General features: G+C 60.5%; 13 protein-coding genes. 3 read left to right on the top strand and 10 right to left on the bottom strand.

Annotated elements, in window-relative coordinates; genetic code table 11:
• Nucleotides 1-172: 172 nt before the first annotated feature.
• The 3 genes from X771_RS142970 (at nucleotide 173) to X771_RS1000000167135 (ending at nucleotide 3,470) form a co-directional block, all read left to right on the top strand.
• A complete protein-coding gene (locus X771_RS142970) occupies nucleotides 173-1,660 on the top strand; it encodes an ATPase domain-containing protein (protein WP_023689438.1) in 1,488 nt (495 codons plus the stop codon).
• On the top strand, nucleotides 1,657-2,697 hold the full coding sequence (locus X771_RS142965) for a sensor histidine kinase (RefSeq protein WP_023689439.1): 1,041 nt from the start codon (nucleotides 1,657-1,659) through the stop codon (nucleotides 2,695-2,697). The genes X771_RS142970 and X771_RS142965 overlap by 4 nt, the downstream gene beginning before the upstream one ends.
• A gap of 581 nt (nucleotides 2,698-3,278) precedes the next feature.
• Nucleotides 3,279-3,470, top strand: a complete 192-nt coding sequence (locus X771_RS1000000167135) for a DUF3606 domain-containing protein (protein WP_023715431.1) — start codon at nucleotides 3,279-3,281, stop codon at nucleotides 3,468-3,470.
• 13 nt (nucleotides 3,471-3,483) lie between these two features.
• Here X771_RS1000000167135 and ligD read toward each other — a convergent pair whose 3' ends face one another.
• The 10 genes from ligD to X771_RS142920 form a co-directional block, all read right to left on the bottom strand.
• The gene (gene ligD, locus X771_RS142960) at nucleotides 3,484-5,253 is read right to left on the bottom strand and encodes a DNA ligase D (protein ID WP_023689440.1); all 1,770 of its coding nucleotides are present in this window, start codon (nucleotides 5,251-5,253) and stop codon (nucleotides 3,484-3,486) included.
• Nucleotides 5,254-5,349: 96 nt separating this feature from the next.
• Complete coding sequence (locus X771_RS0134635) at nucleotides 5,350-5,709, bottom strand: DUF4112 domain-containing protein (protein ID WP_032905106.1); 360 nt, start codon at nucleotides 5,707-5,709, stop codon at nucleotides 5,350-5,352.
• Nucleotides 5,710-5,764: 55 nt separating this feature from the next.
• Nucleotides 5,765-6,259 carry a YidB family protein gene (locus X771_RS142955; protein ID WP_023682271.1) on the bottom strand — a complete coding sequence of 165 codons (495 nt, stop codon included), beginning with the start codon at nucleotides 6,257-6,259 and terminating at the stop codon, nucleotides 5,765-5,767.
• 36 nt (nucleotides 6,260-6,295) lie between these two features.
• Nucleotides 6,296-6,601, bottom strand: coding sequence for a hypothetical protein (locus X771_RS142950; RefSeq protein ID WP_023689441.1), 306 nt, complete (start codon nucleotides 6,599-6,601; stop codon nucleotides 6,296-6,298).
• A gap of 97 nt (nucleotides 6,602-6,698) precedes the next feature.
• The gene (locus X771_RS142945) at nucleotides 6,699-8,672 is read right to left on the bottom strand and encodes a hypothetical protein (protein ID WP_023689442.1); all 1,974 of its coding nucleotides are present in this window, start codon (nucleotides 8,670-8,672) and stop codon (nucleotides 6,699-6,701) included.
• Nucleotides 8,669-9,763, bottom strand: a complete 1,095-nt coding sequence (gene ugpC, locus X771_RS142940) for a sn-glycerol-3-phosphate ABC transporter ATP-binding protein UgpC (RefSeq protein ID WP_023669457.1) — start codon at nucleotides 9,761-9,763, stop codon at nucleotides 8,669-8,671. The genes X771_RS142945 and ugpC overlap by 4 nt, the downstream gene beginning before the upstream one ends.
• A gap of 12 nt (nucleotides 9,764-9,775) precedes the next feature.
• Nucleotides 9,776-10,624 carry a carbohydrate ABC transporter permease gene (locus X771_RS142935; protein ID WP_023827582.1) on the bottom strand — a complete coding sequence of 283 codons (849 nt, stop codon included), beginning with the start codon at nucleotides 10,622-10,624 and terminating at the stop codon, nucleotides 9,776-9,778.
• Entirely contained in the window at nucleotides 10,624-11,565 is a 942-nt protein-coding gene (locus X771_RS142930; RefSeq protein ID WP_023669455.1) for a sugar ABC transporter permease, read from the bottom strand. The genes X771_RS142935 and X771_RS142930 overlap by 1 nt, the downstream gene beginning before the upstream one ends.
• 83 nt (nucleotides 11,566-11,648) lie before the next feature.
• A complete protein-coding gene (locus X771_RS142925) occupies nucleotides 11,649-13,304 on the bottom strand; it encodes an extracellular solute-binding protein (RefSeq protein ID WP_023689443.1) in 1,656 nt (551 codons plus the stop codon).
• A 120-nt stretch (nucleotides 13,305-13,424) separates the two neighbouring features.
• A complete protein-coding gene (locus tag X771_RS142920; protein ID WP_023689444.1) occupies nucleotides 13,425-14,477 on the bottom strand; it encodes an NAD(P)-dependent oxidoreductase in 1,053 nt (350 codons plus the stop codon).
• Nucleotides 14,478-14,481 lie beyond the last annotated feature (4 nt).

Genomic DNA, 14,481 nt, shown 5'->3' on the forward strand with positions numbered 1-14,481 from the left:
CGCCGGTTCCAAACTGAACTTGAAAAAGGGCTCCGAGAGGTACGGCGCCCTTTTTTGCCGCGTTTCTTGTCGCCTTTTCGTGAGTCTCACGACAAGGGCGCTCACCGAGAGACGTGGAACCGCGAAAGGTGCCCGTCGTTATCTGGTTCTCGAAATTACATTGGGGGATTAGTTGGACAGAGACGACGCCTCGGCGATCACAACTGGAGTTAGCGGCCTCGACTACATTCTTCGTGGCGGCTACGCCAGGAACCGCTCCCATCTCATCGAAGGGAAACCAGGTTCTGGAAAAACCACTCTTGGCCTCCAGTTTTTGATCGAGGGCGCCAAGAATGGCGAGACATGCCTTTACATCACTTTGTCAGAAAGCAAGCGCGAACTGCTCTCGGTTGCTGGCCGTCACGGCTGGGATCTGAAGGGGGTGCAAATTCTTGAACTTGTGCCGCCGGAGCTCAGTTTCGATCCTGCGCAGCTACAGACATTGATCCATTCCTCGGAATTGGAACTCGGCGAAACCGTGCAGTCTGCCATGGTCGAGATCGGACGCGTCAGGCCCGATCGCGTGGTGTTCGATTCGCTCTCTGAAATTCGACTTTTATCGCAAGGGTCACTGCGGTATCGGCGCCAGGTGTTGGCATTGAAGAGCTTCTTCATGCTCAACAATGTGACGGTGCTTATGCTCGACGACCTGACCGCTGAGCAGGATGACCTCAATTTGCATTCGATCAGTCACGGCGTCATTCGGATGGAGCAGCTGTCGCCCGTCTATGGTGGAGAGCGTCGGCGGCTACGCGTGATCAAAATGCGCGGCGTGCAGATCCGGGGCGGCTTTCACGATTTCGTCATTCGCCCAGGCGGCGTTATCGCCTATCCGCGGCTCGTTGCAGCCGAGCATGAGGTGGCCGAGCATGATACGCCGGCCATGAGCAACAACCGGATCGACACCCTGCTTGGCGGCGGGCTGGCCCGTGGTACCAGCACGATGCTGATGGGGCCGTCTGGCGTTGGCAAGTCTACAATTGCCTGCACCTATTGCTATGCCGCACTCGAGCGTGGCGAGCGTGTGCTGGTGCTGTTGTTTGACGAGACAAAGCGCATCTTCTTGGCGCGCGCCGCCGGGCTCGGCATGGACCTGGAGCCGTTTGCCGAGGACGGCACGCTGATGCTTGAATCTGTCAATCCGGCTGAGCTTTCACCAGGCGAATTGTCTTCGCGCATCCAAGCGGCCGTCGAAGAATCCAATGTGCGGATCGTCGTGATCGACAGCCTAACTGGCTATCTCAATGCCATGTCCGAAGAACAACATCTGGTGCTTCAGATGCACGAGATCCTCACCTATCTCAATCAGAAGGCAGTGGCGACGATCCTGCTGTTGGCCAATCACGGGCTGTTTGGGCAAACGGCAGCGCCGGTCGACATGACCTATCTCTGCGATTCCATCATGCTTCTGCGCTTCTTCGAGAACGCAGGTCAGTTGAGACGCGCGATTTCGGTTGTCAAGAAACGTGTCGGCCCCCACGAAGAGACGATTCGTGAGTTTAAAATCGGCGGTAACGGCGTGGCCATAGGTGAGCCACTGGAACAATTCCGCGGCATCCTGATGGGATCTCCGGAATTTGAAGGCAAGCAGACAGACCTTCTGAGGGACAAGGCGTTATGATGTCGTCCAGCCCCGCCGTTCTCGTGCTGGCGCCGCTTGGCCGTGACGCGAGGATCGCGGCCTCCATCCTGGCTACAAACCAGATTGCCTCGCGTGTGTGCGGCAGCTTGGAAGAGGCAGTGCCGCTTCTCGACGAGGCTCAGTGCCTTGTCGTGGCCGAGGAGGCCCTGCTCAGTTCCGATCGAACGCAGTTTGCGGCCTGGCTTGAAGCCCAACCCGCATGGTCGGATTTTCCGATCGTGCTTCTGACGATGCGGGGGAACGAAGTCGACGCGCGGATGGCATTTCTGGACCGCTATCTGATCGTGCTTGAACGGCCATTTCTGGCTTCGAGCCTCGCCAACTCGGTGCGCTCCGCCTTGCGTGCCCGCGCCCGCCAGCGCGAGGTCCAGTCCTACATCGAACAGAAGCGGGAGGTCGCCGATCGGCAGAAATTGCTCATCCGCGAGCTGCATCACCGCGTCAAGAACACGCTGGCCAACGTTCGCGCCATGATGGGCGCGACGGCCAAGTCGAGCGGCAACGTCGATGATTTCGTACGCGATTTTTCAGCCAGGCTCGTTTCCCTGGCCCAGACCCATTCGATGCTTACCGACGATTATTGGCAGACTGCCTCGCTGCACAAGCTGCTCGAAAGCGAGCTTGACCACTATGAGACGCGCGACAGGCCGCGTATCGTTATGGAAGGCCCGAACGTAGCGCTAGTCGCCGACATTGCGGTCCCTGTCGGGATGGCTTTCCACGAACTGGCCTCCAATTCGTCGAAGTTTGGCGCGCTTTCGCAAACGGGAGGCCGCCTTGATGTCCGCTGGTCGTTAGGCGGGTCCGGCGATACACAGATCGTCAATCTTGACTGGCGGGAACGAGATGGGCCGAAAGTCGAGCAGCCCAGTCGCCGGGGGTTTGGCACGACACTTCTGGAAAAAGTGGTGACCGTGCAATGCAACGCCAAGATCGAATTGAACTACCATCGTGACGGCTTGCAGTTCACCATGGCCTTGCCGTTGCGAAACACGCGCCTTGTGCCGGCTTACTGAGCGGCAACGGAAAGGCTGGCTGGGCGCCGCGATAGGGATTAACTGAGCGTCACTCGGCAGGCTGGTCTAGCGCTTTAGCCAAAACATCAGTTCCGAAAAAGACCGCCTCTATATCTCCCATATGCCTCTGCAACATTGCGAGAGCTCCGGCGTGGTCTATGCGGCCGACCTTGGTGATGAAGTCGAACTCGTGCCGCGGCGCTGTGACCCGGGTCATGCGTCCTAGACGAAACTTTGGGCTCCCGGAGCGCAGTTTTGTCGCCTTCGTGGTCACCCCCCGCCATTTTGCTCACGATCCTCGTTGATAGCCCGGATGCGCATCTGAATCATCCGCGACCCGTCTGAGTTCCGACTGGCGTCGTAAAAAACCAAGAGGCCCGCAGGCAGGCTCGATCGACGGTCAGGCTATCCCGAACAGCAAACGAAATCACCCTCGCCTTTGGCCAACCAACTTTCGCCAGATCACCTTCGCAATGCCTGCGGCCCCAGTACGGTCGGACAGCCCGCGCCTCTGGCGGCCGAAGTGAGGCGCCGGGAACATACAACGTCGGTCGTTGTTTCTCTGATCAGGAGGAAAGATAATGGCAGACGATAAGAGCAAGCGTGATTTTCGAGATCGCAATCGTGTATCAGTCGATGAAGATTATGAGGTTCGCTATTTCGCCAAACAGCATCGTATCACGCCAGAACAGGTCCGCGAGCTAATCAGAGAACACGGCAACGACCGGAAGAGGCTCGAACGCGAGGCAAGAAAACGGGCTGATATCGGCTGATGGTCGCGACGCATCACGCGGCTTTTCGACGAGCGGGTCTGAAAGGCTGCGCGAGCGTGAAAACGTCTGGCCGGATGCCCGCCTCGACTTGCTTCCATGTGACCGGGTGGGCAATTGGGAAGCCGGGCCGCGCTCGCGGGGAAAAAGCGCCTATTGCGGTATTGCCCCGTCCGTTGCGGAGATAGTCGAGAAAGATCCGGCCTCCTCGGGCTGCGGGGTCAGCTGACAACAGGTATCGGTCAGGATCGGTATCAACCAGACGGTGGGCGAGCGACTTGGCCAGTTTCCGGGCGCTGTCATGGGTCATCTTCGCAACGAGCGGGGCCATCAAGTGGATGCCTTTGCCGCCAGTGACCTTTGGCCAGCTCTCCAAGCCTGCCGCTTCCAAGATGCCCCGTAGCGCCAGCGTGGCCTCGATCACAGCGTCCCATGGCACGCCTTCTCCGGGATCGAGGTCGACGACGAGCCGGTCCGGATGTTCGATGTCTTCAATCGTCGCGTTCCAAGGATGAAGCTCAACGGCATCCATCTCGACCAAGCCAAGCAGACCATCCATGTCATCTATCCATACCCGAATGCCTTCGCCGCCTTCGCGCTTTTGAACGCGGAGCTGGTGCACGGACGACGGTATCCGAGGTAGCGGTCCCTTGTGGTAGAAGGTTGCGCCAGAGGCGTGGCGGACCAGCTTCAGCGGTCGCCGAACGAGATGAACTAGAGCTTGATCAGCGACCCGCCGCCAATAGTCTGCCAACTCTTCCTTGGAAGGTGCAACCGCATCGGGTAGCAGCTGGAGAATGTTCTCGCGCGGGACGCCGTGTTGTCCTTCCGACCTCCGCTTGGACGGCGATGGAGGCTTGGGCGGGATTGCCTGAAGGTCCTCGCGGAGTCCCTTGAAGACCGCCTCACGCAAGATGCCCCGGTCCGACACGCCACTGAATTGCACCTCGGCAAGAACGTCTGGTTCGACCCATGTCGCCTTGGGCTTCTTGATCGGCTCCGACAGCGGTGACTTGGCGATTACAAGCGGATCAAGCCGCTCCCTAACGCGCCGAGCTGCGTCCAGCGTATAGCCGGTCTGGGCCTTCCCGGCATAAAGCAGCCGGTCGCCCTCTCGCCTGCCGATGTACAACGATGCGATGCGGCGCGGCTGCGCGCCAAGTTTCTCGACGAAAGCCACGATTGGAAAAGTGTCGCTCTTGACACATTTGACCTTGACCCAACTGGTCTGGACGCCCGAGCGGTAGTGAGCATCCGCTCGCTTGGATACGATTCCCTCTATGCCCATCCGGCAGGCATGGTCGAACATATCCTTGCCGTTCACCTCCAGATGCTCGGCATAAGTCAGGGTTGGCTCGGTTTCGGTCAGCAGCTTCTTCAGCGCAGCCTTGCGCTTCACTAACGGTTGTTCCCGTAGATCACGGCCATCGAGGTACAGGAGGTCGAAAGCGTAGAGAGTCATCCGCAGCGAACTTGGGTTGCCCAGCTCACGTTCCAGGGCTTGATAGTCCGGCAGGCCGGTGTCGCCCAGGACGACAGCTTCACCATCGATGATAGCGGATTTGACCGGCAGGCTTGCCGCGGCCTGAACAATCCTCTTGTAACGGTGGGACCAATCGTAGCCGCGACGCGTGAATGCTCGCGCCTTTCCGCCTTCAACGACCAGCTGCGTCCTGTAGCCGTCATATTTGATCTCGTGAAGCCAATCTCCGCCTTCGGGAGCTTTCTCGACCAGTGTGGGCGATTGGAACTCGATGAACGAAAGCCGGTCAATGGCACTGGTCATATGCTCGCGACTCCAGGAATCGCGACTCAAGCCCCAGCGCCCCTGTCGGTTCCGAGCCTTTTAGAAGAATTGCATCGCGACGATTGGTTATCCGCCTCACTTGTTGATGTGACGGCGCAGCAGAGTGATGTTGCGATTGTTCGCCTTAAAATAGACGTCGAAGATCGAGCCGAGAATTGGGACACTTCCTACGAGCGTATCCAGCAGCACGTTGCCTAGCATGCGGGCGACCAACCCATTTCCGGCACCGACGTTTCGAGCTCGCAAGACGATGTAGGCCGAGACAATGCCCGTCGCCGCATCTCCGAGTACGGGAACCAGACCTACGAGCGCATCCAGTCCAAAACGAATTGATGTGCCTGGAATGCGCCAGCGGGAATCGAGTAGCGCGGCCAATAGATCCAACTCGGCAAGTACGTTTGCTGTATGACCATCGTGACCGCCCTGCCCGATCATGCCAACTCGCGCGCCAGTACGATTTAGTATCTCTCCCTGATGGATAGCCGTCACCTTAGATATCGCTTTGACCGCCTGAATTCGCTTGCGTCCTGTGCGATGGCACGTCGTCGAGCAAGGTCGTCTCACCGGAGCTTTTCGGCGCCTCAACGGGCAATTCACCAGTAGGCGTCATCTTGCTGACGGCCTCAGGCAAATCTCGCGTGATCCGGCTTATGAGCTCCTCGCGCGATAGGCCGGTCTGCATCGAGAGGGAAGTCAGGGTGTCTTCGTCTATGGCTGCTTCCACCTCGCTTGGCTGGATCGGCTCGTTCGGCCCGGTGCCTACCCACGAATCGACCTTCGATCCGGCGCCTGCCCCTCTGAACCGGTCGAGAATATCGCCAAGCGCGGTCCCCGAAACGCCTTTTGAAAGCTGATCCAGAATCCCGCCTTGCGGATCATTTGGGTTGCGATCGCCCGCTCCACGGATCATGTCGCCGATCTTGTCGCGATTTTGGTATGCCAAGACGCCGAGCATCGCGATCGCCAATTTTCCCAGGTTAGCCATTGGTACCTCCACTGTTCAATGGACAAGGGCTCAACATCACAAAAGTTCCGACCGGCGACGATCTAATTGAATAAGGGCCGGCATATCGACACAGACGTGAGCGGTGCTGCCTAACCGGCTTGTTTCCGTTTGCGGTGCGGCTTCGGCCTCGCAGACGTTGATCGTGCAAAGCTCGTTGCCTGCCTGATCGCGCATGCGCACTAACCATCCGGTCATATCGTCATCGCCCAGATCAGCCAACAGGCCGATTCCGCAACGGATCGCTTCGGCGCGAGCGGCCTCAAAACTTGGCGTCTCGGCAGGCGGAACCTGGCGAGCCTGGTCGCCGTCGCGATAGTACAACGTATAAGCGAGATGGATTCCACGCGCTGCCTTAGAGTATGGAACTACCACCCTCATCTTTACGGGGGTTTGGCCAAACAGCGAACATCGGCTAGGCCTAAGACGATCGATCGAGGTCGACTCGCGCGACGGCGTAGGCGCCAAGCGAGATGCTTTGATCATCCAGCGGTCTTGCGGAACTTTCCATGAAGTCGGGATCGGTTGCCGCCCGCTCGAACTGCTCGGCGCCGAGAAGAGCAATGCGGGCGCTGCTCGGCGAATCCGAAAGCCGCACAGATTGCGTCTTGGCGGTAAGGTTAGCGACCCACAGGGTCACGCGGCGATCTTGTTCAGCCGCGATCGTGGCGACGCCGTCAGCGCCGGAAGTTCGTACGGACAGCAAGGTGGCTCCGCCGAGCTTTGAGAGACCAGCCAAGACATGGAAAGCGGGATAGACCGTTGGGCCATCCTGCTGGTCATACCATGGCTGCACGAAATCAGCCTTCCTATGGATTTGGCCAAAGGGGCCGGCGAAGTCACCGAACGCGACGGCCTCGATTCCTTCGCGAGCGCAGGCCGCGAAATATCCGACAGTCCAAGCCGCATTGAACAGCCCGCGCTGACGAGGATCAATGCGCGATAGACAGACGCGAGCGTTCGCTTCATTCGGCGCAGTGGATTTTCCGTATGGGTTCTCACGGCAGCCGAGCTGGATGGGACCGATACGCAGTGGCAAGCGTTCCCCCATGAAAGCATGCGCGGAGCGGATTAGATGGGGGATTGCCTGAAGTGTCTCCATCACCGAGACATCATCTGCGGCGTGCACGCTTGGACAGGTGGTGAAGGTCACGTAGTCGAGCGCTTCGGCTGGCGGACGCTTGCGGTTGAGTTCGGTGAAGTAAGCGGCCATGCCGCCGCCCAGCGCGATGCCCGGGAAAGCCCGGCGAGCGGCGGAGTAGCTTTCGTGGAAGCTGGGCATAGTCGGCCACGGTGCTCCCGGCTGTACGGATGTCATGTCCTGCGCCGGAAAGACGGAGACAGCTTCTAGTTTGAGGCCGAGTGAGTGGACAGCATCCGCGACCGGCGCCAATTCGCCGAATGGATCGCGCGTGCCCTTGGTGATAATCTCGAGGACCACTCCAGCGCCGGTCAGCCGTGCGAGCGCGGCGTAGCTTTCTAGTTCGTCCTGGCCGTGTGCGATCCGGAGATCGACCTGGCAGACCATCCACTGGGGAGCCATTCGTCGTAGGAGCTCGGGGGTTTCGAGCGCGTGCTTTGCCTCGTCGGCGGCGACGCCGACGCCAGTGCGGGGCACTCGGCCGACCGGTCCGCCGATCGTCAGGTTGATGAGTGGATTGCGATTTTCAGACGTCCCGGCAGGGAGCGTTCCTGACACGTGAAGCCGGACGGCCTGCGTGAATTTCTGGCCCCTGGGCAGTCTGTAAGGCCACGGGCGACGCAGAGGGCGGACATATGTTTTATACGAGGCGTCAGACCAATTGCGTTGGTCCTCCATCTCAAAGGCATCACCCTCCATGGTGCATGTCGCCCAGATCCCAGGCGCGATCTCGTGCGACAACGCCCGGATGTCGGTGAACGGACATTTTGGATCGATGTGGTCCGGCAAGAACGATAGCTCGTCGTGACCATCCTCATGCAGCACCTTTATCGGCTTGCCGGCTAAGCCCTCGATCGGATGAAGGACGACGAAGCCGGTCCGATTCGTCAAAAGGTCGGTCTCGGGCTCTGCCTCCGCCACAAACGACAGCGCACCATCGCCACGGCCTGAGACGCGCGCCCGGTAAATCAGGCGGCCGGATGTTGCAGCACATGTTGCACGGTATTCAATGGCGAACGCATCCGGCCTCTCGTCGATCCGCAGATCATCGAGAACGGTGGTACATGTTCCCCAGTTTTCGTCCCGTACAAGAAACGAGATTCCGCGCAAGACCTCGATCGTCCCAACGTGGATGTAACGCAACGCCCCATTGTCGAACGCGACCGACAAGGATCCGGCGCGCAGCGTGCGCAGCGGTGCCTCGAGCTCTTCGGTGCCACACAAGCGGACTGCCAGGGAAGCTGCCGAGGTCAAATTGCGCGCTCCGTCGTGGCGTCGAAGATCGAGGCCCGGTTCATGTTGATGTCGATCGCAAGCTTCTCGCCCGGACGGCTGACATCGTGCGCCTGCAGCTCAGCCATCACCGGCGCGCCGGCCAGTCGGAATGTCGCGTAACTGCGCGAGCCGGTCGGCTGCAGCAGGTCGATCGTTGCCTCATAGCGAAACGTGCCCTGCTCCGGCGTTGCAGTGTGCGCACGAGTGAGGTGTTCTGGCCTCAACCCGAGCAGCACCTGCTGTCCGTCCGCGACGCCCTTCAGCCCCCTGCCGCGCGCTAAAGGCAGCAGTGCATCCGCGAGCCGGATGGCAGCGGCGCCTGCGTCCAAGGCAAGGGTACCTGGCAGGAAGCTCATCCGCGGCGAACCCAGGAACCCAGCGACGAACGTTGAGGCCGGGTGCTCGAACAACTCGAGTGGCGCGCCCTGCTGCTCTATCAACCCGTCGCGCATCAGCACGATGCGGTCAGCCAACGTCATCGCTTCGATCTGGTCATGGGTGACGTAGATCATCGTTGTCGCAATGTCCTGGTGAAGGCGTTTGATTTCGCCGCGCATTTCGTCGCGAAGCTGTGCGTCGAGGTTGGACAGCGGCTCGTCGAACAAAAAGATGCGCGGGTTGCGGACTATGGCGCGGCCGATGGCGACGCGCTGGCGCTGGCCGCCGGATAATTGGCGCGGAAAACGCCCCAGCAAGGGAGTGATGCCAAGCATGCGTGCCGCCTCGGCCACGCGCACCTCGACCTCTGGCTTCGGCATCTTGCGAGCCTTGAGGCCGAAGCCAATGTTCTTGGCCACGCTCATATGCGGATAGAGCGCATAATCTTGAAACACCATTGCCACGTCGCGATCGCGCGGCCGGAAATCATTGACCACCTCGCCGCCGATCTCGATCGTGCCTTCCGATATCTCCTCCAGGCCGGCGATGGTCCGGAGCAGCGTGGACTTGCCGCAGCCGGACGGTCCAACCAGAACGGTGAACTGGCCGTCGCGAATGTCCAGGTCGATCCCGCGCACGGCATGGAACGCGCCGTAGCGCTTGTGCAAGCCGGTAATTTTGACTTCGGCCATGCGGGAGCTTTCCTAACCGCGAACGGCGCCGAGCGTCAGCCCGCGCACCAGATGACGTTGAGCAAGGACCCCAAGGGCGATCGATGGCACAAGGGAGACGATGGCAAGGGCCGCGGCTTCGCCATATTGCGCGCCCTGGAAGCCGATGAAGGCGCGGAAGACCGTTGGCAGTGTAAAGGCAGTTCGGCTGGTCAAGATCAGAGCGAAGAAGAACTCCGTCCAGCATGCAATGAAGGCGAAGACAGCCGCCGCGACGATGCCCGGTGCTGCGAGCGGCACGGCAACGCGCCAGAACGCCTCCCATCTCGTGCAGCCATCGACGAGGGCCGCCTCCTCCATCGACTTCGGCATGCCGCGGAAATAGGCGAACATCATCCACACCGAGACCGGCAGCGTGAAGACCGTATAGGCGATGATCAGGCCGACATGAGTGTCGTAGAGCCCGACCTGGCGATAGATCAGGAACACCGGCAGCACGATCCCGATCGGCGGCAAAAAGCGCTGCGACAGCACCCAGAAAGACAGATGCTTGCCGCCGGTGTCGTAGCGCGCCAGGCTATAGGCCATCAGCGTGCCGAGCAGCGCCGAAAGCACCGTGGCCGAAAGCGAAATAATCAGGCTGTTGATGAGCCCGTCCAGACCACGATAGGCGAACAGCGCAGCTTTGTAGTGGACAAGCGTCGGAGCGGCGGGGAACCAGACAGGCGGTACGGTGAGGTAGTCGTCGCTGGGCTTGATGGAGGTGTTGAACATCCAGTAGAGCGGCCAGAGCACGAACACCAGGAAGAACCCCAGCAGCAGAATTCGGCCGATCGGCAACGACCGGCGTTTCCTGCGGCGGGCGGGCGCGACGGCGGCCATCAGACCGGTTCCACCTTCAAGAGCCGACGCACCAGCAACGTCACGATGAGCGCCGTAAAGATCAGGAACAGCCAACTTCCTGCTGTTGCCTGCGACAGATGAAACTGCGTGAAGCCTATGGTATAAAGATAATAGGAGGCCGTGTAGGTTTGTGTTCCTGGGCCACCCCCTGTCATGATGAAAATGGTATCGAACATACGGATTGCGTCGAGCAGACGGAAGGTCAGCGCCAGCAGCATCATCGACCCGAGATGCGGGAGCGTGATCGCCCAAAAAACCTGCCAGGCGTTGACGCCGTCGAGTTCTGCCGCCTCATAGAGATTGGGTGGGATTGCGGTCAGCCCGGCGAGCAGGATGACGAACATGAACGGCGTCCACTGCCAGACATCGGCGATGATCAGCGAGACGTAGAGCCACGGGCGCTCCGTCATCCAGCCGATCGTAACCTCCTGCCCCAATAGTTGCGTCAGGACATAGTTGGTCGGTCCAAAAGGCCGCTGTAAGAGCAGCGTCCAGGCTTGGCCAACGATGACCGGGCTGATGAACAGCGGCACGATCAGGATCGACATGATCACACCGCGGCCCGGAAAGCTGCGCACCATTGTCAGCGCCACCAGGAGGCCGAGAACGAACTCTATAGCGACGCTGATGCCCGACAGCGATGCTGTCAGCAACAGCGACCAACGTGCTACGGGATCGAACACGACCCGCTCGAAGTTCTTCAATCCGACAAAGGCGTGGCCCGGCACCTGGAAGTCGTAGTTGATGAAGGATACCACCAGCGAGAACAGAAGCGGATAGATCGACAGTGCCAATATCAGCAGCACAGCGGGGGCGACCAGCAGCCACTTGAAATGACGGTCAGCCCATTGGGCAAAGGCAGACAGCCGGGGCGGTGCGCCGGCGGCCTTCAAATGGCGGATCGTGGCTGTGGGCTGCATAGGCGTATCCAATCGCCGCTTAGCGGGGGGTGTTGCGAGCCAAGCGCCCGCAACACCAATTGCTCCAGAGAGTCCGCCTCCCTTCAGAGGGTGACCGCCATGCCAAGTTTTTCCACCGTGTTGTCGGCGGTGGCGCCAGGCAGTTTCAAGAACTCGGTGTAGAAGCCCTTCTGCGAATCCACACCCAGTCGGTCGGTCGTCTCGTTCCACTCGGCGGCCGCCGTTTCAAGCGACGCCTTCGGATCCGCACCAGCCCACACCGCCGTGCACATGCGATCGATGCTCAAGAAGTAGTCCTGCGCGCCTGGCATGATCGGGTCGAGCAGACCGACGTTTGCCGAGTTGTTGAGGTTGGCAAGGTACTCCTTGGCACTCGGGAAGAGCGCGCCGTAGAGCTCGGACTTGAAGTGCGAGATGCGGTACGGGTCGCGTAGCGCGTAGGGCAGCATGCAACGTGCCAGCGAGACGGGTGGCGAGCATACCCACTGCATGAACAGATACGCCGCCTCAGGGTTGGGCGAGTCGGCCGACAGTGCCTTGTTGTAGCCGGTGGCATGTTCCGGATTTCCCGGAACCACGGCATAGCCGACCTTGCCGGCGATTTGGGACTGCGGAATGAAGTTGATTGCCGTGGCCGACTGCGAATAGTTCGCCGCCATACGGCCGCTAGGAGGCCAGGAATAGATCATCGCGACTTTGCCGGTCAGGAAAGCCGCCCACAAGGAGACGGCGTCGAGCTCGTTGTTGCCGGGGATCGAGGCCTTGTTTGCGGCGAGCATGTTTGTCAGCGTCTTGACGCCGGCATCCGAAACCAAACCTGCCTTCATGTCGTCGCCGAAGAGTTTTCCGCCGTTGGCCCGGTACTGCTGCAGAAAGTCGAACTGATTGCCGGGGCTGCCCGCCTTGCGGAAATGTCCCGCGCCATAGACCTTTGGCGCCATCTGGTCGGTGATGAACTGGGCGATCTGGGCATATTCTTCCCATGTCTTGGGCGGTCCAAGCTTGGTGTTGAACTTCGCCTGGTAAGCCTCCATCATTTTCGGATCCTCGAAAATGTCCTTGCGGTAGTAGAGAGCGAACATGTCGCCGTCGTCGAAGAACCCCCAGATCTTGCCCTTGTAGGTCGGCAGCGCCTTGTACAGGGGATGATAGTCCTCCAGGTCTGCCGGGTTCATGTATTTGGCGATGTAGTCGTCTAGCGGGGCGATGACGCCGCCATCGGCAAGCGACGGCGTCCAGGCCGGCGAGATGTCGAGGACGTCATAGGCACCCGAGCCGGCGATGTGCTCGGCGACCGCCTTGGAGTACTGGTCCGGGTTCGACAGCTCGACGACATTCGACTTCATCCCGGTAAGCTGCTCCCACATCGGCCCGCTGAAATTGCGCGGGTCGAGTGCCTGCAGGCCAGCCTCGTAGGTCATGTTGAGGGTGACGCCCGAATGCGCCTTGGCCGCCTCCGCCGCGCGAAAGGCGGAACCGTCCGCAGGCCCTTCCTTCGATGCTTTCAGGGCTGCGGCCTGCGCCTGGCCGAGCGGCGACGTGCCGTCCGCCAATTCCAATGTTTGCTGCGCCAGCGCCCAATCGGTCATCATCCCCAGCAGCGGGCCGGACACGGCCAACATGCCGGTCATCTGACCGAAGCGGGTGATGAAAGTTCGGCGGGTGGTTTCGCCGCGCATGAAGGCGTCGACCTCTGCTTCGAGACCTGCCTGAAAGTCACGTTTTTCACGATCGTTCATAGTGCTTGGTCCTCCCATTTTCCTTTTGCTTCACTCGTCCGCCGGCGCAGCGGTCAAGCATTTCCTCCCGTAAGGTCGCCGCAAACAGGCCGCGGCGGCGCGCCGAAAATCAGTGTCCTCCTAGGTTCCAAAGCGGGCGGCGAGCCCAGACAGCCTGGTCTTCCACAGCTCGCTCGAAAGCACCTCGCGATTGACCACGCCGCGCGGCTCGCGACCGCGCTGCACCTCCATTACCGCTTTGACGTCCGCGGCACCGTTGCCGGCAAAGCACTGGTCGGTCCAGCAAAGCGCGTGCGGCGCCAGGATGACATTGTCGAGTTTGAGGATCGCATCGTCTGCGTCGGGAGGCTCTTGTTCCAGCACGTCGAGACCGGCGCCGGCGATGCGGCGCTCCTGCAGTGCTTGCGTCAGAGCTTTCTGGTCGACGATCGGGCCGCGCGCGGTGTTGATCAGGTAAGCTGTCGGCTTCATCAGGGCGATCCGCTCGGCATTGACGATGTGGTGGGTCTGGGACGACAGGGGGCAACTCACCGACAGCACGTCGGCGCGGCGAAACAGATCCTCCAGCCCTACCAGCTCGACGCCCAGGTCGGCAGCGACCCCCTTGTCGGCAAACGGGTCATGGGCAATGAATTGCATGTCAAAGGGCTTCGCCAAGCGGAAGACCTCGGCACCGATGTTGCCGATGCCCAGCGACCCAAGCGTACGCCCGACGAGGCCGACCCCCATATGTTCGGAGCGCTTCTCAAAACCAACAGACCCTTTGCGGGTGAGCGCGTCCTTTGTCAGCAGCTTGCCGGTCAGCGCCAGCATGAAGGTGACGACGGATACGGCGACGGGCCGTCGCACGCCATCGGGCGTGATAACCAAGGCAATACCGGCTGCGGTGCATGCCTCAACGTCGACAGTGTCGTAGCCGACCCCGAAGCGGGCAACGACGGCCAGGCGGCCGCTCCTGGGGACACTCGTGGCATCGAAACGATGGGCGAGGAGGATCAGCGCATCGAAATCCTCAAGTTGGTCGGCGCGAAGCGGACTGTTTGACTCCAGGAACACCATCTCGACAGCTGTCGCATTGCGCAGCGGCTCCAGATCGAAATCTGGGTAGGTCGGCGAGCCGTCCGGCCTGCGGAAATCACCGGAAAGCGCCACCCTGAATTTCACGCTGTCCATCGTC

Origin of the sequence: Mesorhizobium sp. LSJC269B00 (assembly GCF_000502815.1) — a bacterium.
In the GTDB taxonomy this organism is placed as follows: domain Bacteria; phylum Pseudomonadota; class Alphaproteobacteria; order Rhizobiales; family Rhizobiaceae; genus Mesorhizobium.